The organism is Pseudomonas sp. LBUM1663, from assembly GCF_059695905.1.
The window spans coordinates 4,807,570-4,831,587 of record NZ_CP166792.1 but is presented as its reverse complement, the minus strand read 5'-3'; the positions used below and the strand labels follow the sequence as shown (position 1 = coordinate 4,831,587).

Here is a 24,018-nt window from a genome sequence, read left to right as displayed (position 1 = left end):
TCGCGAGCAGGCTCGCTCCCACATTGATCGCGGTGAGACACGGACATAAAAAAAGCCCCGCCTGGATCACCAGGCGGGGCTTTTTAGTGGCCGATGGAATCAGACGAGTGGTTTAGGCTCGTGTTCTTTTTCCAGGGCTTGTTCGTGTTGCTCAACCGCTTCCTGTACGGAGCGCGGTGCTTCTTCGATGACCGACTCGGCAGCAGGTGCCGCTTCGATCACTTCAGCCGCAACCGGTGCAGGCTCGTCAGCGACAGGCGCTTCAACCGGAGCAGCAGCGGCAGCCAATTCGGCCTCCTTCTGCAGACGCTCGGCTTCACGCTTGCGACGACGCACTTCACGCGGGTCGTTCGGCGCACGGCCATTTTCGGTCAGGGCGCTGACAGGAGCCGCTTCAACGACCGGTGCAGCCACTTCGGCAACAACCGGAGCCGGTGCTTCAACGACTGGAGCAGGCTCGGCAGCCACAACCACTGGCTCGGAGGCCATGGCTTCGGCCACTTCGGCTTCAGCAACCGGTGCAGGCGCTTCAACAACTGCCGGCTCGGCAACCCAGTTGAACGCGGTTTGTTCTTCACGAACTTCGCGGACAGCTTCGGTTACGGTTTCGCTGGAAGTTTCGACCGCTGGTTCGGCAGCAAACACGGGTTCGGCCACTGGAGCGGCTTCAACAACCGGCTCAGCTTCACGAACCGGTGCCACTTCGATTTCCGGAGCAGCAGTGGCTTCGACCGGAGTCGTCGCTTCGACCACTGGCGCTTCGACCGGAGCCGATTCCAGGGTGGCGGCCGTTGCGCGTTCGGCTTGCTCGTTGGCTTGTGCTTCAGCGGGCGCGCTGATCACGGTGCTGGCAACGGCTGCGGTAACAGCCAGGCCGGCGGCCAGATCAGAAGTGCTTGGCGCTTCGTTGCTGTCGCCCGCTTCGCTGCCTTCGGCGGATTCGGATTCTTCCGAGCCTTCGATCACGTTGCCGTTGGCATCGCGTTGACGCTCGCGACGATTGCTGCGACGACGCTGGCCACGGGAGCGGCGGCGTGGACGATCGCCTTCGGCGCCTTCCTGACCGTCTTCCTGCAGTTGCTCTTCGTTGGTCACCAGTTCTTCTTCGGCGACGGCAGCAGCGGCTTGCTCGGCACGTGGTTGACGTTCTTCACGCGGTGGGCGTGGAGCGCGTTCTTCACGTGGCTGGCGAGCCGGACGTTCTTCAGCAGTCGCAGCGGTCGCAGCATCGGCCGGAGCGGTAGCGTCCAGAGGTTCGCGCAGTTCACGCACGCGTTCCTCACGCTCGCCACGTGGCTTGCGTTCTTCGCGAGGCGCGCGCGGTGCACGTTCTTCGCGAGGGGCGCGTGGTGTGCGCTCTTCACGTGGAGCACGTTCTTCGCGGGCGACTACCGGGGTTTCTTCCCGGGCTTCGCGTGGTTGACGCTCTTCGCGTGGCTCACGTGGTGCGCGTTCTTCACGCGGTGCACGTTCCTCACGAGGCTTGCGCTCTTCATCGCGGCGACCGTTACGGTTGCGGCTCTGCTGACGACCGTTGCGACGCTCTTCGTTGCGGGCCGGGCGCTCAGTGGTCGTTGGTTTCTCAACCACAACCGGAGCAGCAGGCTCTTCCTTGGTAGCAAACAGGCTGACCAGCGACTTCACCAGGCCTTTGAACAGGCTAGGCTCTGGCGCGGCGGCCGGTGCAGCAACAGGTGCGGCAGCGACGACTTCGGTCGGAACCGGAGCGTTGGCGCGGGCCGGAGCGGTCTTGACCGCAGCTTCCTGACGAACCAGGGTGCGGGTCGCGGCGGCTGGCTGGACTTCTTCGACTTCGGCAGCGGCTGCTGCGATTTCGTAGCTGGACTGGCCGACTGCGGCTTCCGGGCTGTCATCGCGCAGACGCTGAACTTCGAAGTGCGGCGTTTCGAGGTGATCGTTCGGCAGAATGACGATGCGGGCACGGGTGCGCAGTTCGATCTTGGTGATCGAGTTGCGTTTTTCGTTGAGCAGGAAGGCTGCGACCGGAATCGGCACTTGGGCGCGAACTTCGGCGGTGCGGTCTTTCAGGGCTTCTTCTTCGATCAGGCGCAGGATCGCCAGGGACAGCGATTCAACGTCACGGATGATGCCGGTGCCGTTGCAACGCGGGCAGACGATGCCGCTGCTTTCGCCCAGGGATGGACGCAGGCGCTGACGGGACATTTCCAGCAGGCCGAAGCGCGAGATGCGACCGACTTGCACGCGAGCGCGGTCGGCTTCCAGGCATTCGCGGACTTTTTCTTCCACGGCGCGCTGGTTCTTGGCAGGGGTCATGTCGATGAAGTCGATGACGATCAGGCCGCCGATGTCGCGCAAGCGCAACTGACGGGCGATTTCTTCGGCGGCTTCAAGGTTGGTCTGCAGGGCGGTTTCTTCGATGTCGCTGCCTTTGGTGGCGCGCGCCGAGTTGATGTCGATGGACACCAGGGCTTCGGTCGGATCGATAACGATGGAGCCGCCGGAAGGCAGTTCAACGACGCGCTGGAAAGCGGTCTCGATCTGGCTTTCGATCTGGAAGCGGTTGAACAGCGGAACGCTGTCTTCGTACAGCTTGATCTTGCTGGCGTACTGCGGCATCACCTGGCGAATGAAGGTCAGGGCTTCGTCCTGGGCTTCAACGCTGTCGATCAGCACTTCGCCGATGTCCTGGCGCAGGTAATCGCGGATGGCGCGGATGATCACGTTGCTTTCCTGATAGATCAGGAATGGCGCGGAGCGATCCAGCGAGGCTTCTTTGATGGCGGTCCAGAGTTGCAGCAGGTAATCGAGGTCCCACTGCATTTCTTCGCTGCTGCGGCCCAGGCCGGCAGTGCGAACGATCAGACCCATGTCAGCCGGGGCAACCAGGCCGTTCAGGGCTTCACGCAGTTCGTTGCGCTCTTCACCTTCGATGCGACGGGAGATACCGCCGGCACGCGGGTTGTTCGGCATCAGCACCAGGTAACGACCGGCCAGGCTGATGAAGGTGGTCAGGGCAGCGCCCTTGTTGCCACGTTCTTCTTTTTCGACCTGAACGATGACTTCCTGGCCTTCGCTCAGGACGTCCTTGATGTTGACGCGGCCTTCTGGGGCTTTCTTGAAGTATTCGCGGGAGATTTCTTTGAGGGGCAGGAAGCCGTGGCGCTCGGAGCCGAAATCGACAAAGGCAGCCTCAAGGCTTGGTTCGATGCGAGTAATCCGGCCTTTATAGATGTTGGCCTTCTTCTGCTCGCGTGCACCGGATTCGATGTCCAGGTCGTAGAGGCGTTGGCCATCTACCAGTGCAACACGCAACTCTTCGGGTTGAGTTGCGTTAATCAGCATTCTTTTCATGTAGTACCGTCGGTTTCCGGGCTGCCGGAAACGGCGTTCGGCACACACGACTTCTCATGGTCGGTGTCAGGTGCGTCGGGAGTGGTTGGCCATTCCCGTGTCCAGCGATGTCTGGCCAATTGGGCCGTTATCGCGACTTACGCGTCCTGCTTGCTGTGGCTACTTAAGCACTCAGTCAGGAGGAGGAATCAACCAGCGGCTGTGGACGAGATGAAGCGTCTTGATAAAGCCTATTGCTACACAGTCCAGCGGTTGTGCATCTCCACCCTACACGTATCCCTGATAATTCGGGTGCTGCCGCGCGCAGAATCCGCAGCGGGTTGGCATTTACCGTGAGCTCCGAAGGGGGAGGTCACGCATCATGGCTAATTTAGGCGTTGTTTCCGAAGCGTTCGCTCGGGGTCGTCTTTAGCTGACTGCACTTTGTGAACTGGCCATGAATATGGCTCGCAAGGCGAGTGAAAACTCTGCTTTACGGCTTGATTCAGGCCTCATGTCACCTGCGCTTGTTACAGCTGCAAACTCCACCGTTACGTAGCGAAAGCCCCGTAGGACGGCCTCGCGTCCTGGTGAATTGCGTTGGTCAGGGCCGGTTTTTGACCGTTAGTCCGCTGTCCAGGCCGCTTTTGGCGGCGTTCGCGACTATAGCAGCAATGATTAAGTGCTTCAATTCCATAAAAAATTGTTATCATCCGCGGCATGACGACTACTGCCCCTTCGACCCCAGCCGTACAACTGCTGGAGGTCTCGCCGGAATATGCCGGCCAACGTATTGATAACTTCCTTCTCGCTCGGCTCAAAGGCGTGCCCAAGACCTTGATTTACCGCATTTTGCGCAAGGGCGAAGTGCGAGTGAACAAAGGTCGGATCAAGCCCGAATACAAGCTGCAGGCGGGCGATATCGTGCGCGTGCCACCGGTTCGCGTGCCCGAACGCGACGAGCCGGTGCCGTTGGCTCAAGGCCTGCTGCAACGCCTCGAAGCCTCGATTGTGTTCGAGGACAAAGCGCTGATCGTGATCAACAAGCCCTGCGGTATTGCGGTTCATGGCGGCAGCGGTCTGACTTACGGGGTGATCGAAGCCTTTCGTCAGTTGCGTCCCGATTGCAAGGAACTCGAACTGGTTCACCGTCTCGACCGTGATACCTCCGGTCTGTTGATGATCGCCAAGAAGCGCAGCATGTTGCGCCACTTGCACACCGCCTTGCGCGGCGATGGCGTCGATAAACGCTATATGGCGCTGGTCCGTGGTAATTGGGCAGCCTCGATCAAGCAAGTCCGGGCGTCGCTGGGCAAGAGCAATCTGCGCTCCGGCGAGCGCATGGTCGAGGTCGACGAGGAGGAGGGCAAGGAGTCTGTGACCGTGTTCAAGGTCCTGCGCCGCTTCGGCGACTTTGCCACCCTGATCGAGGCCAAACCAATTACCGGCCGGACTCACCAGATTCGCGTCCACACCTTGCACGCCGGGCATTGCATCGCTGGCGACACCAAGTATGGCGACGAAGGTTTCAGCAAGGAAATCCGCGATTTGGGCGGCAAGCGCCTGTTTCTGCACGCCTACCTGCTGACTGTGCCGTTACCGGATGGTGGCGAGCTGAAATTGCAGGCGCCGGTGGACGAAATGTGGGCCAAGACCGTGGAGCGCCTGAGTGCACCCCTCTGATTACAAACTGCTGATTTTCGATTGGGATGGCACGCTCGCTGACTCCATTGGTCGGATTGTCGAGGCGATGCATGTTGCGTCCGAACGATCCGGGTTTCAGTTGCGCGATGATTTTGCCGTCAAAGGCATTATCGGTCTGGGCTTGCCTGAGGCTATTCGCACGTTGTACCCGGACATTGGCGATGCGGAGCTGGTAGGGTTTCGTCAGCACTACGCGGATCACTACATCGCCGCGGAAGCCGTGCCTTCGCCGCTGTTCGAAGGCGTGGTCGAGTCGATGGAGGCGTTTCGCGCCGAGGGTTATCACCTGGCTGTGGCCACGGGCAAGGCCCGTCGCGGGCTGGATCGGGTGCTGAAAGCTCACGGCTGGGAAGACTATTTCGATATCACGCGCGCCGCCGATGAAACCGCCAGCAAGCCCCATCCGCTGATGCTTGAACAAATTCTCGCGCATTGCGAGGTTCGTCCGGAACAGGCGCTGATGGTGGGTGATTCGTCCTTCGACCTGCAGATGGCGCGTAACGCTGGTATGGATTCGGTGGCCGTCAGTTATGGTGCGCAATCGATCGACGCGCTGAAGCTGTTCGAGCCGCGACTGGCCATTGATCGTTTTTCAGAATTGCATGCCTGGCTGGGTCAGCGGGCTTAACAGGTTTTTGCTGGGGTAGATGTCATGACCGACGAATGGAAAGCGCCCGCCAAGGCGAGCGCAGAGAACGGTGACGAAAAAAGCTGGAAGCTGCTGGAAAAGACCCTGCTGGCCAGTGTCCAGGAGCAGCGCCGGTCTCGTCGCTGGGGGATTTTCTTCAAGTTGCTGACCTTTGTGTACCTGTTTGGCGCGTTGATTCTGTTCACGCCGCTGATGGACATGGAAAAAAGCGCGACCCGCGGTTCCCACTACACGGCGTTGATCGACGTGACCGGCATGATCGCCGACAAGGAGCCGGCCAGCGCCGACAATATCGTTGGCAGTCTGCGGGCGGCCTTCGAGGATGAGAAGGTCAAGGGCGTGATCCTGCGCATCAACAGCCCGGGCGGCAGTCCGGTGCAGTCGGGTTACGTGTATGACGAAATCGTGCGTTTGCGCGGCTTGCACCCGGACACCAAGGTGTACGCGGTGATTTCCGACCTGGGCGCTTCCGGTGCTTATTACATCGCCAGCGCGGCGGATCAGATTTACGCCGACAAGGCGAGTCTGGTCGGCTCCATCGGTGTGACGGCGGCCGGTTATGGTTTTGTCGGCACCATGGAGAAGCTCGGCGTCGAGCGTCGGACCTACACATCCGGCGAGCACAAGTCGTTCCTCGACCCGTTCCAGCCGCAGAAGCCTGAGGAGACTCAGTTCTGGCAGGGCGTTCTGGATACCACGCACCAGCAGTTCATCAGCAGCGTGAAAAAGGGCCGTGGCGACCGTCTCAAGGACAAAGAGCATCCAGAGCTGTTCTCCGGGCTGGTCTGGAACGGCGAGCAGGCGTTGCCGCTGGGTCTGATCGATGGCCTGGGGAATGCCAGTTCGGTGGCGCGTGATGTGATTGGCGAGAAGGAACTGGTGGATTTCACCGTTCAGGAATCGCCGTTTGATCGCTTCTCGAAAAAGCTCGGTGCCAGCGTGGCTGAGCAATTGGCGATGTGGATGGGCTTCCAGGGGCCTTCGTTGCGCTGATTCCTTGACTGCGCCAGAAAGCCGGCCTCAGTGGCCGGTTTTTTGTGTTCAGGGTATTTGCACGCCTTCGGCCAGCAGCATGTCGATCAGGCGAATCAGCGGCAGGCCGATCAGACTGGTGGCGTCAGGGCCTTCGGTGCTTTGAAACAGGCTCACCCCCAAGCCTTCGGCCTTGAAGCTGCCAGCGCAGTCATAGGGCTGTTCGGCGTGCAGGTAGCGCTCGATGCGTGCCGGGTCGAGGGTGCGCATGTGCACAGTGAAAGGCACGCAATCGACCTGGCAGTCGCCGGTCTGGCTGTTGAGCAACGCCAGGCCCGTCAGGAAGGTCACGCTGGCACCGCTCGATGCCAGCAGTTGTTCGCGGGCTTTCTCGAAGGTGTGGGGTTTGCCGATGATCCGCTCGCCGAGGACGGCCACCTGGTCGGAGCCGATGATCAGATGAGCGGGGTGGCTGCCGGAAAGTGCCCGGGCTTTTTCTTCGGCGAGGCGTTTTACCAGTTCGATGGCGGACTCGCCCGGACGATGGCTTTCATCGATATCCGGCGAACTGCAGGTGAATGGCAACTGCAAGCGGGCCAGCAATTCCCGGCGATAAACCGAGCTTGAAGCGAGTAATAAAGGCAGCATGCGCATCTCCGGAAGACAGGCGCGAATTCTACCGAGGCTTCCAAGTGACGGACAGGGCTGAATTTCCTTTGACATGGCTGGGTGCATCCCTATAATGCTGCGCCTATGTTGAATGACCCGATTCCACCTCACGTTGACCCGCGCAAATTGGCTGACCGTGGCACCACCCTTCAAGGTGAACTGCTGCTGGCCGATTTGGAGAGACTCTGCGACCCGCTTTCCGATACTGTCGGTACGGTGCAGGCTAAATTCGTTTTTGAACGAGATGAACGTAAGTCTGTGGTTATCCACAGTTTTATCGACACCGAAGTCAAAATGGTTTGCCAGCGTTGTCTTGAGCTGGTCACCCTGCCGATCCATAGCGAATGCAGTTATGCTGTGGTGAAGGAGGGTGCGAATACCCAGTCGTTGCCGAAAGGTTATGACGTGCTGGAACTGGGCGAAGATCCATTGGATCTGCAGTCACTGATCGAGGAGGAGCTTCTGCTCGCCTTGCCCATTGTGCCTGCTCATCATCCGGAAGAATGCCAGCAGCCGGCGGGTCTCGATGAGCCCGAACCGAGCGAGGACGAGGTAACGCGGTCCAACCCGTTCAGTGTATTGGCGCAGTTAAAGCGTGACCCAAACGTTTAGGAGTTAATCAATTATGGCTGTTCAGCAGAACAAAAAATCCCGCTCTGCCCGTGACATGCGTCGTTCGCACGATGCCCTGACGGCAAGCACTCTGTCTGTAGAAAAAACCACCGGTGAAATTCACCTGCGTCACCACGTATCGCCAGAAGGCGTATACCGTGGCCGTAAAGTGATCGACAAGGGCGCTGACGAGTAATCACTTGTCTGCTCAAGTCATCGCGATTGACGCAATGGGCGGGGACTTCGGTCCCCGCAGCATTGTTCAGGCCAGCCTTGCTTGCCTGTCTGCTACGCCCTCGCTGCACCTGATCCTCGTCGGTCAACCCTCCCTTCTTGAAGAATTGCTCTCTGGCCAATCGGCTGTGGATCGCTCGCGCCTGTCGATTGCTCCAGCGTCCGAAGTCATCACCATGGACGAGAAGCCTGCCCAGGCCTTGCGTGGCAAGCCTGACTCGTCGATGCGTGTGGCGCTTGAACTGTTGCGTGATGGTAAGGTCCAGGCGTGTGTCAGTGCCGGCAATACCGGCGCGCTGATGGCGTTGTCGCGGTTTGTGCTCAAGACGTTGCCAGGCATCGATCGGCCGGCGATGGTGGCGGCGATTCCGACGCAGAAGGGTTATTGCCAGTTGCTCGACCTCGGCGCCAACGTAGATTGCAGCGCCGAGCATTTATTGCAGTTTGCGGTGATGGGCTCGGTGGCGGCAGAGACCCTCGGCATTGTTCGCCCACGGGTGGCCTTGCTGAACATCGGCACCGAAGACATCAAGGGCAATCAGCAGGTCAAGCTGGCGGCGACCTTGTTGCAAAGCGCTCGCGGCATCAACTACATCGGTTTTGTCGAAGGTGACGGTTTGTACCGTGGCGAGGCGGACGTGGTGGTGTGTGACGGCTTTGTCGGCAATATCCTGCTCAAGTCCAGCGAAGGCCTGGCGACCATGATTGCCGGGCGCATCGAAGCCTTGTTCAAGAAAAACCTCGCCTCGAAAATGGTCGGCGCTCTGGCGCTGCCGCTGATGAAGCGTTTGCAGGCCGATCTGGCGCCTGCGCGACATAACGGCGCAAGCTTCCTCGGTTTGCAGGGGATTGTGGTCAAAAGCCACGGTTCGGCCGGGGTTCAGGGTTTTCAGAGTGCCATTTCCCGAGCGCTGATCGAGATCCAGGAAAACCTTCCGGAACGCATTCACGGTCGTCTGGAGGATTTGTTGCTTTAGGCGTTTTCGTCGGACAATGCTTAAATGTGACCGCTCAGTTCAATTGGCCATCCAACTGTCAGTTTCTTGCGTCCCCCAAGCGGGACGTCAAATTCTCCGACGACAAGATCATTAGGGGCTTGTTACATGTCTGCTTCCCTCGCATTCGTCTTTCCAGGACAGGGTTCGCAGTCCCTCGGCATGCTGGCCGAGTTGGGCGCACAACACCCAGTTGTCCTCGAAACATTCAAAGAAGCTTCCGATGCTCTGGGTTACGACCTGTGGGCACTGACCCAGCAGGGGCCGGAAGAGCAACTCAATCAAACCGATAAAACCCAGCCGGCCATTCTGACCGCCTCGATCGCCTTGTGGCGTCTGTGGCTGGCTGAAGGCGGCGCGCGTCCGGCTTACGTTGCCGGTCACAGCCTGGGTGAGTACAGCGCGCTGGTCGCGGCAGGCAGTCTGAGCCTGGGCGCCGCCGTCAAGCTGGTGGAGCGCCGTGGTCAGTTGATGCAGGAAGCCGTTCCGGCCGGGCAGGGCGGCATGGCCGCAATACTCGGTCTGGAAGATGCTGACGTGTTGGCCGCCTGTGCCGAAGCGGCGCAAGGCGAAGTGGTCAGCGCGGTCAACTTCAACTCCCCGGGCCAGGTCGTGATCGCCGGTGCCAAGGCTGCGGTCGAACGCGCCATAGAAGGCTGCAAGGCCCGTGGTGCCAAGCGTGCCATGCCGTTGCCGGTCAGCGTGCCGTCCCACTGCGAGCTGATGCGTCCGGCAGCCGAGCGTTTCGCTGAGTCGATCGCTGCAATCGACTGGCAAGCGCCGCAAATTCCTGTCGTGCAGAACGTCAGCGCTACTGTGCCGGCCGATCTGGAAACCCTCAAGCGCGATCTGCTTGAGCAGCTCTACAAGCCTGTACGCTGGGTTGAATCGGTCCAGGCGCTGGCCGCCAAGGGCGCGACCCAGCTGGTCGAATGCGGCCCTGGCAAAGTGCTCGCAGGCCTGAACAAACGTTGCGCCGAAGGCGTATCGACATCCAACCTCAATACCCCAGACGCTTTCGCTGCTGCCCGTGCAGCGCTGGCCTGAATCAGGAGAAACTTGCATGAGTCTGCAAGGTAAAGTTGCACTGGTCACCGGTGCGAGCCGCGGTATCGGCCAGGCTATTGCCCTGGAACTGGGTCGTCAGGGCGCCATCGTTGTTGGCACTGCTACCTCTGCATCGGGTGCCGAGCGCATCGCTGCAACCCTGAAAGAAAATGGTATTCAAGGCACTGGCTTGGAACTCAACGTCACCAGCGACGAATCCGTTGCCGCTGTACTGGCGAGCATCACTTCGCAGTTCGGAGCGCCGGCGATTCTGGTCAACAATGCCGGCATCACCCGCGATAATCTGATGATGCGCATGAAAGATGACGAATGGCATGACGTCGTCGATACCAACCTGAACAGTCTGTTCCGCCTGTCCAAGGGCGTTTTGCGCGGTATGACCAAAGCCCGTTGGGGACGAATTATCAGTATTGGCTCGGTTGTGGGTGCCATGGGCAACGCAGGCCAAGTAAACTACGCAGCCGCCAAGGCCGGTCTGGAAGGTTTCAGCCGTGCACTGGCGCGTGAAGTCGGTTCGCGTTCGATTACGGTAAACTCGGTGGCCCCTGGGTTCATCGACACCGATATGACCCGCGAACTGCCCGAGGCGCAGCGTGAAGCCTTGCAGACGCAGATTCCGCTGGGCCGTCTGGGGCAAGCTCAAGAGATCGCGTCTGTGGTCGCTTTTCTTGCATCCGACGGTGCGGCTTACGTTACTGGGGCTACAATCCCGGTGAACGGCGGGATGTACATGAGTTAAATGTGACGGATTGCTTCAAAAAAATGTCATACGAGCTGTCTAAAATCCGTTATAAAGCTGCAATCTATTTATAGGCAGAGGGCTGTCGGGTTTGAGGAGTGAAGCTTTCAGTTGAAAAACTGAAAAGTCTTTCTATACACTTACCCACTGGCCAGCTGCCTGAATTTGTCCATTAGGAGTGAAAACAAGGTATGAGCACCATCGAAGAGCGCGTCAAGAAAATCGTTGCTGAGCAACTGGGCGTTAAAGAAGAAGAAGTGGTCAACACTGCTTCCTTCGTTGAAGACCTGGGTGCCGACTCCCTTGACACCGTTGAGCTGGTGATGGCTCTGGAAGAGGAATTCGAGACCGAAATCCCTGACGAAGAAGCTGAGAAGATCACTACTGTACAAGCCGCAATCGATTACGTTACTAACCACCAGGCTTAATAGCTTGTAATCGTTGCTTGCTGTCATGGAAAAACCGCACTGCCATCACGGCGTGCGGTTTTTTCTTTAGGCCTGATGCAAAGTCGTCATTTGAAAAAGGAGAGTGCTGTGTCGCGTAGACGCGTCGTAGTCACCGGTATGGGTATGTTGTCGCCACTGGGCACGGATGTGCCGAGCAGTTGGCAGGGCATTCTGGCTGGCCGCAGTGGCATTGGTCTGATCGAACACACCGACCTTTCTGCCTATTCCACCCGTTTTGGCGGCTCGGTAAAGGGCTTCAATGTTGAGGAATACCTCTCGGTCAAGGAAGCACGCAAGCTCGACCTGTTCATTCAGTACGGTCTGGCGGCCGGTTTTCAGGCTGTACGTAACGCAGGCCTTGAAGTCACCGACGCCAACCGTGAACGCATCGGCGTGGCCATGGGGTCGGGTATTGGCGGTCTGACCAACATCGAAGAAACCAGCCGCACCCTGCATGATTCCGGCCCACGACGGATTTCTCCGTTTTTCGTGCCTGGCTCGATCATCAATATGATTTCCGGTTTTCTGTCCATCCACTTGGGTGCACAGGGACCTAACTACGCCATCGCCACTGCCTGTACGACCGGTACGCACTGCATTGGCATGGCAGCCCGCAACATCATGTACGACGAAGCCGACGTGATGATTGCCGGCGGCGCCGAGATGGCGGCTTGCGGTCTGGGCATGGGTGGCTTCGGTGCTTCCCGTGCGCTGTCGACCCGCAACGACGAGCCAACCCGTGCCAGCCGTCCATGGGACAAGGGTCGTGATGGCTTCGTCCTGTCCGACGGTGCCGGCGCTCTGGTTCTCGAAGAACTGGAACATGCCAAGGCACGTGGCGCGACCATCTACGCCGAGCTGATCGGTTTCGGTACCAGTGGCGATGCCTATCACATGACTTCGCCTCCGGCCGATGGCGCCGGTGCCGCCCGTTGCATCACCAATGCCTTGCGCGACGCGAAGATCAATGGCGACCAGGTCCAGTACATCAACGCCCACGGCACCTCGACCTCGGCCGGCGACCTCGCCGAAGCCTGTGCGATCAAATCGGTGTTCGGCGATCACGCCTACAAACTGGCCGTCAGTTCGACCAAGTCCATGACCGGTCACTTGCTGGGTGCAGCAGGCGCCGTCGAGGCGATCTTCAGCGTGCTGGCAATCAACAGCCAGGTGGCGCCACCGACCATCAATCTCGATGAGCCGGACGAAGGTTGCGATCTCGATTTCGTGCCGCACACCGCGCGCAACATGGATATCGATGTGGTGCTGTCCAACTCCTTCGGATTTGGCGGTACCAACGGCTCGCTGGTGTTCCGCCGGTTCGCTGACTGATGGACAGCTGGGTCGAAGGTCAGCCGGCTGACGCTTTGTCGCTGAAAGATCGCGGCCTGGCTTACGGTGATGGTCTGTTCGAGACTATTGCCGTGCGTGGCGGGCAGCCGTTGCTGCTGGATCGACATCTGGTGCGTCTGGCCGATGGTTGTTCACGCCTGGCGATCAATGCTGATCACGAACTGATCCGCAGTGAGCTGCTGGCCTATGCCCGCGCACTGGGTGAGGGCGTGCTCAAGCTCATCATCACCCGCGGCGACGGTCTGCGCGGCTACGCTCCCGACCCCTCGGCTCAGGCCCGACGCATTCTGCAAGGCAATCCTCCCGCTGCTTATCCGGCCGTACATGGCGAACAGGGCGTTCGCCTGTTCCCGTGTGCGACACGACTGTCCAGGCAGCCACTGCTTGCCGGCCTCAAACACCTGAACCGTCTGGAGCAGGTCATCGCCCGTTCCGAATGGCAGGATGCCGAGCATGCCGAAGGCTTGATGCTCGACAGGACGAGTCGGGTGATCGAAGGCGTATTCAGTAATCTTTTCCTGGTGCGCGATGGCGTGTTAATCACGGCTGACTTGAAGCGCTGCGGCGTGGCTGGCGTGATGCGCGCCGAATTATTGTTTCAAGCCGAGTCATTGGGGATCCCCACGCAAATCACCGACATCAGCCTCGATCAGCTGCAATGGGCCGATGAAGTCTTTGTCTGCAACAGCGTGTATGGCGTTTGGCCGGTGCGCGCCTATGCTGCGCTGAGCTGGTCGGTTGGGCCGCTCACCCGTAAACTCCAAACCATTGCCCGTGCGCTACTGGATGCTTGATACGTGAGACGTAAATTCTTGCTACTGCTGGAAACCGGATTGGTTCTGGCAGGGTTGTGTCTGGGCGCCTCCGCCTGGAAGATTCATACGGCGCTAAATCAGCCGCTGAACATCACCCAGGAAGAACTGCTGGAAGTGCCTAAAGGCACTACGCCAACCCGCACTTTCTATCGACTCGAAGCCGATGGTGTCATCAAGGACGCTTTCTGGCTGCGTGTGTATTGGCGTTTCAACCTGGCCGGACAACCCTTGCACAAGGGCGAATACCGCATGCAGCCTGGCATGACTGTCGAAGGGCTGATCGACCTGTGGAAGCGTGGGGACATCGTTCAGTACAGCCTGACCCTGGTTGAAGGCTGGAATTTTCATCAGGTCCGGGCGGCATTGGCCAAGGATGAAAAACTCGAGCAGACCCTGACCGGTTTGAGCGATAGCGAAGTGATGACCAAACTGGGCCACACCGGGGTCTTTCCCGAGGGCCGGTTCTTCCCCGACACCTACCGCTTCGTGCGCGGCATGACCGATGTCGAACTGCTGAAAAAATCCTATGACCGCCTCGATGAAGTTCTGGCCAAGGAGTGGGAACAGCGCGCCGCTGACGTGCCCTATACCGAACCCTATCAGGCGCTGATCATGGCCTCGCTGGTGGAAAAGGAAACCGGTGTGCCACAGGAGCGCGGGCAGATCGCTGGCGTGTTTGTGCGGCGGATGGCGATGGGCATGTTGCTGCAGACCGATCCGACGGTGATCTACGGTCTGGGTGATCGCTACAGCGGCAAGTTGACCCGTGCCCACCTCAAGGAAGCCACGCCGTACAACACCTACATGATTTCGGGCCTGCCACCGACCCCGATTGCCATGGTCGGCCGCGAAGCGATCCATGCCGCGTTGAACCCGGTGGCGGGCAACAGCCTCTACTTCGTCGCTCGCGGTGATGGCAGCCACGTGTTCTCCGATGATCTGGATGCCCACAATAATGCGGTTCGCGAGTTCCAGCTCAAGCGTCGTGCCGATTACCGGTCCAGCCCGGCACCGGTATCCGCGCCAGAAACCCCGAGTGCCGACACGCCGGATGCCGAAGTGGCGATTCCGGCCGCTTCGCCCAATCCCGATCCCGACGCTTTGCCAGAAGTAGCGCCACAAGGCGCGCCGCAAGAACCCTCCGCTGTACCTGCTCCGAAGCCCGTGCCCGAGCCGGACGCACCGGCTCCGCAAAGCCCGCAATGACTCTGATTAAGGACTGCCCGTGACTGGCTTGTTTATTACCCTGGAAGGCCCGGAAGGCGCCGGCAAGAGCACCAACCGCGAATACCTGGCCGAGCGCCTGCGCGCCGCCGGTATCGAGGTGGTGTTGACCCGCGAGCCGGGTGGTACGCCCTTGGCCGAGCGGATCCGCGAAGTGCTGTTGGCGCCGGTTGATGAAGTCATGAACCCCGACACCGAGCTGCTGTTGGTGTTCGCCGCACGCGCCCAGCATCTGGCCGAGGTGATTCGCCCGGCGCTGGCCCGTGGCGCGGTGGTCTTGTGTGATCGTTTTACCGATTCGACCTACGCCTATCAGGGCGGCGGTCGCGGATTGTCGCTGGAGCGTATCGCGGCCCTGGAAACCTTTGTGCAGGGCGATTTGCGCCCGGACCTGACGCTGATCTTTGATCTGCCGGTGGAGGTGGGTCTGGCCCGCGCCAGCGCTCGCGGTCGCCTGGATCGTTTCGAACTCGAAGGCCGAACCTTTTTCGATGCCGTGCGCAGTGCGTTCCTCGAACGCGCTGAAGCTGACCCTGCGCGTTATGTGCGGGTCGATGCCGCTCAGCCGCTGGCGCAGGTTCAGCAGTCGCTGGACGCCTTGCTGCCACGCCTGATGGAGTTGGCCCGTGGCTGACGCCTATCCGTGGCAGGACAGCCTCTGGCAGCAATTGGCCGGTCGCAAGCAACATGCGCACGCCTATCTGCTGCATGGCCCGGCCGGGATCGGCAAGCGGGCGCTGGCGGAACGGTTGATGGCCAGTTTGCTGTGCCAGCGTCCGACCGCGCAGGATGCCTGCGGTGAGTGCAAATCCTGCCTGCTGCTCAAGGCCGGCAGCCACCCCGACAACTACATCCTGGAACCCGAAGAGGCCGACAAGGCGATCAAAGTCGATCAGGTGCGGGATCTGGTCAGCTTCGTGGTCCAGACCGCCCAAATGGGCGGGCGCAAGGTGGTGTTGATCGAGCCGGTCGAGTCGATGAACATCAACGCCGCGAACGCCTTGCTCAAAAGTCTTGAGGAACCGTCCGGCGACACCGTTTTGCTGTTGGTCAGCCATCAGACCAGCCGTTTGTTGCCGACCATCAAGAGCCGCTGCGTGCAACAGGCCTGCCCGCTGCCGAGCGAAGCGATGAGTCTTGCCTGGCTGGCCACGGCCCTGCCGGACAGCTCGGAAGAGGAGCGTGTCGAACTGCTGACCCTAGCGGCCGGCTCTCCGCTGGCGGCGGTCAAGTTGCAGGCCCAGGGCGTGCGCGAACAGCGAGCGCTGGTGGTCGAAGGCGTGAAGAAGCTGCTCAAGCAGCAGCAATCGCCGACGCAGTTGGCCGAAGAATGGAAAACCGTCCCGCAGTTGCTGTTGTTCGACTGGTTCTGCGACTGGTCGAGTCTGATCCTGCGCTATCAGTTGACCCAGGATGAAACAGGGTTGGGATTGGCGGACATGCGCAAGGTCATTCAATACCTGGCGCAGAAAACCGCTCAGGATAAGGTTTTGAGTATCCAGGACTGGATTCTCGCCCAGCGTCAGAAGGTCATGAGCAAAGCCAACCTCAATCCGGCCTTGTTGCTGGAGGCGCTGCTGGTGCAATGGGCATCCTTGCCTACCCAGAAGTGATCGTCTGTGCCTAGACTCTGATCATCAGCAATGGAGGTCAGCATGAATGAAGCCGTCAACCCGGGGCCGCGCAACGGCATTTTGTCCCTGACCATCAAAGACAAGTCCGTGCTTTACGCGGCCTACATGCCGTTCATCAAGAACGGCGGCCTGTTTATCCCGACCAACAAGAGCTACAAGTTGGGCGATGAGGTGTTCATGCTGCTGAACCTGATGGACGAGGTCGATAAGATTCCGGTGGCCGGCAAGGTTGCCTGGATTACCCCCAAAGGTGCACAGGGCAATCGGGCTGCCGGGGTCGGCGTACAATTCAACGACGGCGACAACACTGCGCGCAGTCGAATCGAAACCCATCTGGCCGGAGCCCTGAAGTCCGACCGTCCCACTCATACGATGTAAGTTGCAGCCCTTTTATGCTCGTAGATTCCCATTGTCACCTCGATCGTCTTGACCTCGCCGCCCACGACGGCTCTCTGGATGCCGCACTTGATGCGGCCCGGCAGCGCGGGGTAGGGCACTTTTTATGTATCGGCGTCAGCGTCGAAAATGCCGCGGATGTCAAAGCCCTGGCCGAACGTTATGACGACGTCGACTGTTCAGTGGGCGTGCATCCTCTGGATGTACAGCCGGGTGCTGCGCCGGCGCTCGATTGGTTGCTTCGTGAGCTCAATCACCCCCGTGTCGTGGCCATCGGTGAAACCGGCCTGGATTATCACTACGAGCCAGAAGCGGCAGAGTTGCAGCAGGCATCGTTTCGCTTGCACCTGCAGGCCGCTCAGCAAACAGGCAAACCGGTGATCATCCACACCCGTGGCGCCCGTGCTGATACGTTGAGTTTGCTGCGCGAGGCTGCGTTGCCTCAGGCGGGCGTGCTGCATTGCTTCACTGAAGACTGGGACATGGCCAAGGCTGCGCTGGACATGGGCTATTACATTTCCCTGTCCGGCATTGTCACTTTTCGCAATGCCGATGCGCTGCGTGACGTCGCCAGCAAAGTGCCGGCTGATCGATTGCTGGTAGAAACCGACTCGCCGTACCTGGCTCCGATCCCTTATCGCGGCAAACCCAACCTGCCGCAGTACGTGCGCGAGGTTGCGGAATTTCTGGCAATGTTGCGTGGTGAGTCTTATGAGCGATTTGCCGAGCAGACCACTGAAAACTTCAAGCGCCTGTTTCCGCTGGCGCATGTGAAAGGCTAAATCGCAGGCAAAAAAAACCCGGGTTCTGGGGGGTGAATCCGGGTTAAGACCATTAGGAGTAAAACAAAGGCACGCGGTCCGTTGGTACCTATATCGACGCGACACTTGGGGGAGATGCCCCGTCGACAGTTCAAGTATTGATCAGTATTGCGCCGAGTCCAGTTTACCGGCCGCGGTTTTTAAACAATTTTGGAATACGGGCGCTTCGGAAGTGTTCTCATCAACAGGCGACCCTGTGTGAAATCATCAAGAAACACAGATATGGTCGGATGATCCGTGCATTTTGGCGCAAGTTAGGCATAATACGCGGCTTCGAATTTTGACCCCTACAGACCTTTTCTTATGCATAAAGAACCTCGTAAGGTCCGTGAGTTTCGTCGCCGCGAGCAAGAAATTCTCGATACCGCGCTCAAGCTGTTCCTCGACCAAGGTGAAGACAGTGTCACCGTCGAGATGATTGCTGATGCCGTCGGTATCGGCAAAGGCACGATCTACAAGCATTTCAAATCCAAGGCGGAGATCTATCTGCGCCTGATGCTCGACTACGAGCGTGATCTGAACGAGCTGTTGCATTCGGCTGATGTCGACAAGGACAAGGAAGCCCTGTCCCGGGCCTATTTCGAATTCCGCATGCGCGACCCGCAACGCTATCGCTTGTTCGATCGCCTGGAAGAGAAGGTGGTCAAGGGTAACCAGGTGCCGGAGATGGTCGAGGAGTTGCACAAGATCCGTGCCTCGAACTTCGAACGCCTGACCTTGCTGATCAAGGGCCGGATCAGCGAAGGCAAGCTCGAAGACGTGCCGCCTTACTTCCATTACTGCGCGTCCTGGGCGCTGGTGCACGGTGCCGTGGCGCTGTATCACTCGCCGTTCTGGAGCAATGTGCTGGAAGATCAGGAAGGTTTCTTCCAGTTCCTGATGGATATCGGTGTGCGCATGGGCAACAAGCGCAAGCGCGATACCGACACCCCGAGCAGCTGAACCATTCAGTTGCTTTATTGCGCCATGATTTCGCTATATGGCGCAGTACCTCAGGAATATACTCAGGCATGGGACTTGCTAAAACTTGATTTGTGAGTCAAGTTTTACGCGTTCAAATTCCTTTCGCCGGAGTGCTCCATGATCGTTGACCGTCAAGGCAGGCGTTTCCGCAATTTGCGGATCAGCCTGACCTCAGCCTGCAATTACGCGTGTACCTACTGCGTGCCCAACGGCAAGCGGCTGGTGGCTGCGCAGGATGAATTGTCGGCCGAGGCCATGGCACGCGGCGTGGCGTATCTGATCGAAGCAGCGGGCATCGAGCGCTTGCGCATCACCGGTGGCGAGCCGCTGGTCAGCCCCAAGCTCGAAGCCTTCATGACGGCTGTCGGCAAGATGGGCCTGGAAGACATCAGCCTGACCACCAATGGTCAATTGCTGGCGAAAAAGCTGCCGTTGCTGGTGGACGCCGGCATCCGTCGCATCAACGTTTCCCTCGATACCCTGGATGCCAGCGCGTTCCGCAGCATTGCCCGTGGCGGCGACCTGGCGACCGTGCTCGACGGCATGGATCAGGCCAAGGCCGCCGGCCTTAAAATCAAGGTCAACATGGTGCCCCTGCGCGGCCAGAACCTTGATCAGGTGATGCCGCTGCTCGATTACTGCCTGGAGCGTGGCTATGAATTGCGCTTCATCGAGCTGATGCGCATGGGTCACTTGGCCAGCGACAACAACGCCTTCCTGCAGCAGTTCGTCAGCCTTCAGCAGTTGCTGAGCCTGATCGGCGAGCGTTATGAGTATCTGCAGGCCGATGCGCCGGTCGATGCCACTGCGGTGCGTTACGAAATACCGGGGCTGGGGCACTTCGGCGTGATCGCCAATGAAAGTGTTCCTTTCTGCCGGACCTGCTCGCGCCTGCGGCTGTCGTCCACGGGGTGGCTGCATGGCTGTTTGTCGTCGAGCAATCGCCACTATGTCGGCGACCTTTTGGACAAGCCGCGTCATCAGGCATTGCCGGCGCTGCAGCGTCTCTTGGTGAAAGCCTTGGGGGACAAGCAGGAAGTGGCCTTCTCCGGCGGCGCGACCATCATGAAGATTATTGGCGGCTGATCGAACGCAATCGCGGCAAGCCCGCTCCCACAGGGTTTGCGCAAACCTTGTGGGAGCGTGGCTTGCCCGCGATTGCGTTCGATCAGACAACAAAGCTCTTGAGCTGGCGCGGAAGCTGCATCCAATGGCCATTCGCCGGTTTTCCGTCACCGGCCTCTGGAGGGTAGGATGCGTAGCCTGGTTTTGCTGCTGGCCGTTTTGGCGCTTGGTGGCTGCATGAATGTCAGCGATATGGCTGAAGGAACTCGCTACCACATGAGCGATGCAGGGCTGCTGGATCACAGCGACAGTCGTCGGGTGAATAACTTGCGCATTCAGCCGGACTCGTTCATCTACATCGCCCAAGGTGCCTTCGCGCCGCCGGGCAGCGCTTATCCGCGACCTAACGTGGTCGCTGAAGAAGCTTACAACGGTTTTATCGAATATTTCCCGATGGTCCGCCGCGCGCGTGCCCCCGAAGGCCTCGATCAGGCCATGGGTGAAGCCCGCGCCGCCGGTGCCCATTACCTGCTTTACACACGGTTCGCCAAGGCGGATGACCGAATTGGTAACTCGGACGAATGGCTCGATCAGGAATACGTGGATCGCCTGGGCATCGACAGCGGCGTGATTCAGATCATGTTGATCGAGACCAGCACCCAGTATTTGATTGATACTGCACGTATCAAGAGTCGTGGCGGTTTACTGACGTTCCACGATAACAAGCCACAAGACTTGATCGGCCCGCCGCTTGAGCAATATGCGCGCAGTCTGATTGGTCTCAGCGACCAGTAATTCAAGGAGAACGCCATGAGTGGCCCGCAAAAAGCCAACGACTTGTTGGGGCAAATCCCCAAAACCAAAGGCTTGCCGCCGGTCCATTTATGGAACCCTGATTTCTGTGGCGACATCGACATGCGCATCGCTCGCGACGGCACCTGGTACTACCTGGGGACGCCGATCGGGCGTAAGCCGATGGTCAAGCTGTTCTCCACCATCATTCGTCGAGATGGCGATGATTATTTCCTGATCACGCCGGTCGAGAAGGTCGGTATCAAGGTCGATGATGCGCCGTTCGTGGCGATTGCAGTGGACGTGGAAGGCGAGGGCGAAGCACAAGTCTTGCGCTTCACCACCAATGTCGACGAGACCACGGACGCCGGCACCGAACACCCGATCCGCGTGGTGATCGACCCGGTCACGCAAGAGCCAGCACCCTACGTGCATGTGCGCACCAACCTCGAAGCCCTGATCCATCGCAATGTGTTCTATCAATTGGTAGAACTGGCCGTGACCCGCGAGATCGACGGGCAACGCTGGCTTGGCGTTTGGAGCAGTGGTGAGTTCTTCCCCATCGGCCTCGAGCCTTAACGTTTAAAAAATGTGGGAGCGAGCCTGCTCGCGATGAGGCCATAACATTCAACATCAATGTTGCCTGTTGGTCCGTCATCGCGAGCAGGCTCGCTCCCACAGTGGTTTTACGCGTGGACACGGAAAATCAAATTGACACCCAATCGTATGATGATTAGCGTGGACCCCCATCGCGAACGGCTTTGTGCCGTTCCTGCATCGAGGTGCCCATGTCCAGCAGTTTTCATGCGTCGACCGTCGATTGGCTCGGTTGCTGGATAGCCGCAGGCCAGGTCAAGCCCGGCGAAACCATTAAGGTCGAAGCCGATCTGGGCGAGCAGTTGGGTGTCAGTCGCACGGTCATCCGCGAGGCCATCAAAACACTGGTCGCCAAAGGTATGCTCGAAGTCGGGCCGAAGGTCGGCACGCGGGTGTTGCCGGTGCGACGCTGGAACCTCTTCGACCCCCAAGTCGTGGGTTGGCTTTCGCGCAGTGGCTTGCCGGAAAATTTCGTCGACGACTTGCTCGATCTGCGCCGCACCATCGAACCGATGGCCGTTCGCTGGGCCTGCGAACGCGCGACGGTCGAACAGGTTCATGCGATCCAGCAGGCCTATAACGCGTTGGAACGGGCGGTGGACAGCGGCGTCGATTACAACCGCGCCGACCAGATCTTCCACGAGTGCATACTTGCCGCCAGCCACAACCAGTTCATTGAACAAATGGTCCCGGCCCTCGGGGCGCTGTTGGCGGTGTCGTTCGAAGTGTCCGCCGCCGACCCGGACGAATTGCGCCGCACGCTGCCGATTCACAAAGACATGGCCGACGCGATCGCCGCCCGGGATGCCGCGCGGGGTGTCTGGGCCTGCATGACCCTGATTGATAACGCGGACCTGGCGATCAAGCGCTTTTACCCAAAAGTCATGGCTGACAAAAAAGCCAGCTAAACACAGAGAGCCCATGTGGGAGCGAGCCTGCTCGCAATGACTGAGTTACATCCAATACAGATGTCACCCGACCCACCGCTATCGCGAGCAGGCTCGCTCCCACAAAAAAAGAAAAAACAGGAGGTTTCATGACGTGGCATGCGGTTACCGGACACCGTGCACAACTTGGCGAAGGCCCGTTCTGGGATGTGCCGACCCAGGCGCTGTATTGGGTGGACATCGCCGGCAAGCAAGCCCTGCGGCTGATCGGCGCCAACGTGCAGATCTGGGAAATGCCGGAGCACGTGTCCGCGTTCATCCCCTGCGAAAGCGGTGATGCGCTGGTGACGTTGAGCAGCGGCGTCTATCGGCTGGACCTTGATTCACCAGGGCTCGAACCGCGCCTGACCTTGCTCTGCGTCGCCGACCCGCAACCCGGCAATCGCGCCAACGAGGCCCGCTGCGATGCTCAAGGCCGGCTCTGGCTCGGCACCATGCAAAACAACATCGGCGAGAACGGCGAAGACCTGCCCATTGTGCGTCGCTCCGGCGGCCTGTTTCGCATCGACCGCGACGCGCGGGTCACGCCGCTGCTTCGCGGGCTGGGCATTCCCAACACGTTGCTGTGGAGCGAGGACGAGACCACGCTGTTTTTCGCCGACAGCATGGACAAAACCTTGTACCGCTATTTCGTCCACACCGATGGCAACTTGGACACGGCGTATGTCTGGTTCGGTCCCCATGATCGGGGCGGACCGGATGGCTCGGCGATGGATGCCGAGGGTTTCATCTGGAACGCCCGATGGGATGGCAGCTGCCTGATCAGGCTGAATCCGGATGGCTATGTCGACCGCGTGATCGAATTGCCGGTCAGCCGCCCTACTAGTTGCGTGTTCGGCGGCGAAGACTTGAAAACCCTGTACATCACCAGCGCCGCGAGCCCGCTCAACCACCCGCTGGACGGTGCGCTGCTGTCGATTCGCGTCGATGTACCCGGAAAACCCTGCACACGCTTCGCTGGATAAAATCCCAAAATATGGGATGTAAAATTATATATTGAGATTATTTGGTGGTCGGGTTTATAGTCGGCCATCAGTTACACGCACTCACACTTAAAAAAACAAAACAGGTGAAGTGATGCAGCAATTTTCCAAGAAGACTTTTGACCGGACATCGACAGATGCCCGGTTTTTGTCGTCCCTGCAAAAGGGGGCCTTGATCCATGGCTGAGCCTCTTTCCTTGCCCGCCGTGCCCGAGCCGCCCAAAGGCGAGCGCCTGAAGAACAAGGTCGTGCTGCTGACCGGCGCTGCTCAGGGCATCGGCGAGGCCATCGTCGCCACGTTCGCGTCGCAGCAGGCCAAACTGATCATCAGTGATATCCAGGTCGAGAAAGTCGAGAAAGTCGCAGCCCACTGGCGGGATAAAGGCTTTGATGTTCAGGCGATCAAGGCTGACGTTTCCCGGCAACAAGACCTGCACGCGATGGCCAGGTTGGCCGTCGAGCGTCATGGCAGGATCGACGTATTGGTCAACTGCGCCGGGATCAACGTGTTCCGTGATCCACTGGAAATGACCGAAGAAGACTGGCATCGCTGCTTCGCCATCGACCTCGACGGCGCGTGGTACGGCTGCAAAGCGGTGTTGCCGCAAATGATCGAGCAAGGCATCGGCAGCATCATCAACATCGCCTCGACCCATTCCACCCACATCATCCCGGGCTGCTTTCCGTACCCGGTGGCCAAGCACGGCTTGCTCGGGCTGACCCGCGCGTTGGGCATTGAATACGCACCAAAAGGCGTTCGCGTGAATGCGATCGCCCCCGGCTACATCGAAACCCAATTGAACGTCGATTACTGGAACGGTTTTGCCGACCCCCAGGCTGAACGTCAACGGGCCTTCGACCTGCACCCGCCGCGTCGTATCGGGCAACCGATGGAAGTGGCCATGACGGCCGTCTTCCTGGCCAGCGATGAAGCACCGTTCATCAATGCTTCGTGCATCACCATCGATGGTGGTCGCTCGGTCATGTACCACGACTGAGCAACATGGCTTTCAGACGCGGAACTC

25 protein-coding genes are annotated in these 24,018 nt (G+C 59.4%); 23 read left to right on the top strand and 2 right to left on the bottom strand.

Annotation, left to right across the window (positions count from 1 at the left end; translation table 11 throughout):
• Positions 1-99 precede the first annotated feature (99 nt).
• Positions 100-3,333, bottom strand: a complete 3,234-nt coding sequence (rne, locus tag ACA075_RS22125; protein WP_497295363.1) for a ribonuclease E — start codon at positions 3,331-3,333, stop codon at positions 100-102.
• Between the two features lie 699 nt (positions 3,334-4,032).
• Here rne and rluC point away from each other — a divergent pair.
• Genes rluC through ACA075_RS22110 form a run of 3 tightly spaced genes read left to right on the top strand, consistent with a single transcriptional unit; the run spans position 4,033 to position 6,658 of the window.
• Positions 4,033-4,995, top strand: coding sequence for a 23S rRNA pseudouridine(955/2504/2580) synthase RluC (rluC, locus tag ACA075_RS22120; protein WP_131062732.1), 963 nt, complete (start codon positions 4,033-4,035; stop codon positions 4,993-4,995).
• Positions 4,982-5,644 (top strand): HAD-IA family hydrolase, encoded by a 663-nt coding sequence (locus ACA075_RS22115; RefSeq protein ID WP_497295361.1) that lies wholly within the window; start codon positions 4,982-4,984, stop codon positions 5,642-5,644. Before rluC ends, ACA075_RS22115 begins: the two co-directional genes overlap by 14 nt.
• A 24-nt stretch (positions 5,645-5,668) precedes the next feature.
• Positions 5,669-6,658, top strand: a complete 990-nt coding sequence (locus ACA075_RS22110) for a S49 family peptidase (protein ID WP_497295359.1) — start codon at positions 5,669-5,671, stop codon at positions 6,656-6,658.
• 48 nt (positions 6,659-6,706) lie between these two features.
• Here ACA075_RS22110 and ACA075_RS22105 read toward each other — a convergent pair whose 3' ends face one another.
• Positions 6,707-7,285, bottom strand: a complete 579-nt coding sequence (locus ACA075_RS22105; protein WP_497295358.1) for a Maf family protein — start codon at positions 7,283-7,285, stop codon at positions 6,707-6,709.
• Between the two features lie 105 nt (positions 7,286-7,390).
• Between ACA075_RS22105 and ACA075_RS22100 the strand changes: the two genes are divergently transcribed.
• From ACA075_RS22100 to ACA075_RS22005, 20 genes are all read left to right on the top strand, one after another.
• Positions 7,391-7,918: a YceD family protein gene (locus ACA075_RS22100; protein ID WP_004371317.1), complete on the top strand. Its 528-nt coding sequence runs from the start codon at positions 7,391-7,393 to the stop codon at positions 7,916-7,918.
• A 13-nt stretch (positions 7,919-7,931) separates the two neighbouring features.
• The gene (gene rpmF, locus ACA075_RS22095; RefSeq protein ID WP_008152339.1) at positions 7,932-8,114 is read left to right on the top strand and encodes a 50S ribosomal protein L32; all 183 of its coding nucleotides are present in this window, start codon (positions 7,932-7,934) and stop codon (positions 8,112-8,114) included.
• Between the two features lie 4 nt (positions 8,115-8,118).
• Positions 8,119-9,129, top strand: a complete 1,011-nt coding sequence (gene plsX / locus ACA075_RS22090) for a phosphate acyltransferase PlsX (RefSeq protein ID WP_497295356.1) — start codon at positions 8,119-8,121, stop codon at positions 9,127-9,129.
• A 126-nt stretch (positions 9,130-9,255) separates the two neighbouring features.
• A complete protein-coding gene (gene fabD / locus ACA075_RS22085; RefSeq protein WP_497295354.1) occupies positions 9,256-10,194 on the top strand; it encodes an ACP S-malonyltransferase in 939 nt (312 codons plus the stop codon).
• Positions 10,195-10,210: 16 nt separating this feature from the next.
• Positions 10,211-10,954 (top strand): 3-oxoacyl-ACP reductase FabG, encoded by a 744-nt coding sequence (fabG, locus tag ACA075_RS22080; RefSeq protein ID WP_109633847.1) that lies wholly within the window; start codon positions 10,211-10,213, stop codon positions 10,952-10,954.
• A gap of 191 nt (positions 10,955-11,145) precedes the next feature.
• Positions 11,146-11,382 (top strand): acyl carrier protein, encoded by a 237-nt coding sequence (gene acpP, locus ACA075_RS22075; RefSeq protein ID WP_003442511.1) that lies wholly within the window; start codon positions 11,146-11,148, stop codon positions 11,380-11,382.
• A 108-nt stretch (positions 11,383-11,490) separates the two neighbouring features.
• Entirely contained in the window at positions 11,491-12,735 is a 1,245-nt protein-coding gene (gene fabF, locus ACA075_RS22070) for a beta-ketoacyl-ACP synthase II (protein ID WP_010461853.1), read from the top strand.
• Positions 12,735-13,550, top strand: a complete 816-nt coding sequence (pabC, locus tag ACA075_RS22065) for an aminodeoxychorismate lyase (RefSeq protein ID WP_497295352.1) — start codon at positions 12,735-12,737, stop codon at positions 13,548-13,550. The genes fabF and pabC overlap by 1 nt, the downstream gene beginning before the upstream one ends.
• 3 nt (positions 13,551-13,553) lie before the next feature.
• Positions 13,554-14,777: an endolytic transglycosylase MltG gene (gene mltG / locus ACA075_RS22060; protein WP_497295351.1), complete on the top strand. Its 1,224-nt coding sequence runs from the start codon at positions 13,554-13,556 to the stop codon at positions 14,775-14,777.
• Between the two features lie 19 nt (positions 14,778-14,796).
• Positions 14,797-15,429, top strand: coding sequence for a dTMP kinase (tmk, locus tag ACA075_RS22055; RefSeq protein ID WP_497295349.1), 633 nt, complete (start codon positions 14,797-14,799; stop codon positions 15,427-15,429).
• The gene (locus ACA075_RS22050; RefSeq protein WP_497295348.1) at positions 15,422-16,408 is read left to right on the top strand and encodes a DNA polymerase III subunit delta'; all 987 of its coding nucleotides are present in this window, start codon (positions 15,422-15,424) and stop codon (positions 16,406-16,408) included. The genes tmk and ACA075_RS22050 overlap by 8 nt, the downstream gene beginning before the upstream one ends.
• Before the next feature lie 42 nt (positions 16,409-16,450).
• The gene (locus ACA075_RS22045; RefSeq protein ID WP_497295346.1) at positions 16,451-16,807 is read left to right on the top strand and encodes a PilZ domain-containing protein; all 357 of its coding nucleotides are present in this window, start codon (positions 16,451-16,453) and stop codon (positions 16,805-16,807) included.
• Between the two features lie 14 nt (positions 16,808-16,821).
• Entirely contained in the window at positions 16,822-17,607 is a 786-nt protein-coding gene (locus ACA075_RS22040; RefSeq protein ID WP_497295344.1) for a TatD family hydrolase, read from the top strand.
• A gap of 342 nt (positions 17,608-17,949) precedes the next feature.
• A complete protein-coding gene (locus ACA075_RS22035; protein WP_008152317.1) occupies positions 17,950-18,588 on the top strand; it encodes a TetR/AcrR family transcriptional regulator in 639 nt (212 codons plus the stop codon).
• Between the two features lie 138 nt (positions 18,589-18,726).
• Positions 18,727-19,695, top strand: coding sequence for a GTP 3',8-cyclase MoaA (locus ACA075_RS22030; protein ID WP_208669403.1), 969 nt, complete (start codon positions 18,727-18,729; stop codon positions 19,693-19,695).
• A 168-nt stretch (positions 19,696-19,863) separates the two neighbouring features.
• The gene (locus ACA075_RS22025; protein ID WP_219095392.1) at positions 19,864-20,469 is read left to right on the top strand and encodes a DUF4823 domain-containing protein; all 606 of its coding nucleotides are present in this window, start codon (positions 19,864-19,866) and stop codon (positions 20,467-20,469) included.
• Between the two features lie 15 nt (positions 20,470-20,484).
• Positions 20,485-21,045: a DUF1285 domain-containing protein gene (locus ACA075_RS22020; protein WP_497295342.1), complete on the top strand. Its 561-nt coding sequence runs from the start codon at positions 20,485-20,487 to the stop codon at positions 21,043-21,045.
• 209 nt (positions 21,046-21,254) lie between these two features.
• On the top strand, positions 21,255-21,971 hold the full coding sequence (locus ACA075_RS22015; RefSeq protein ID WP_094468493.1) for a FadR/GntR family transcriptional regulator: 717 nt from the start codon (positions 21,255-21,257) through the stop codon (positions 21,969-21,971).
• A gap of 128 nt (positions 21,972-22,099) precedes the next feature.
• Positions 22,100-22,975: an SMP-30/gluconolactonase/LRE family protein gene (locus tag ACA075_RS22010; RefSeq protein ID WP_497295340.1), complete on the top strand. Its 876-nt coding sequence runs from the start codon at positions 22,100-22,102 to the stop codon at positions 22,973-22,975.
• Positions 22,976-23,172: 197 nt separating this feature from the next.
• On the top strand, positions 23,173-23,991 hold the full coding sequence (locus ACA075_RS22005) for an SDR family oxidoreductase (protein ID WP_497295338.1): 819 nt from the start codon (positions 23,173-23,175) through the stop codon (positions 23,989-23,991).
• Positions 23,992-24,018: the final 27 nt, after the last annotated feature.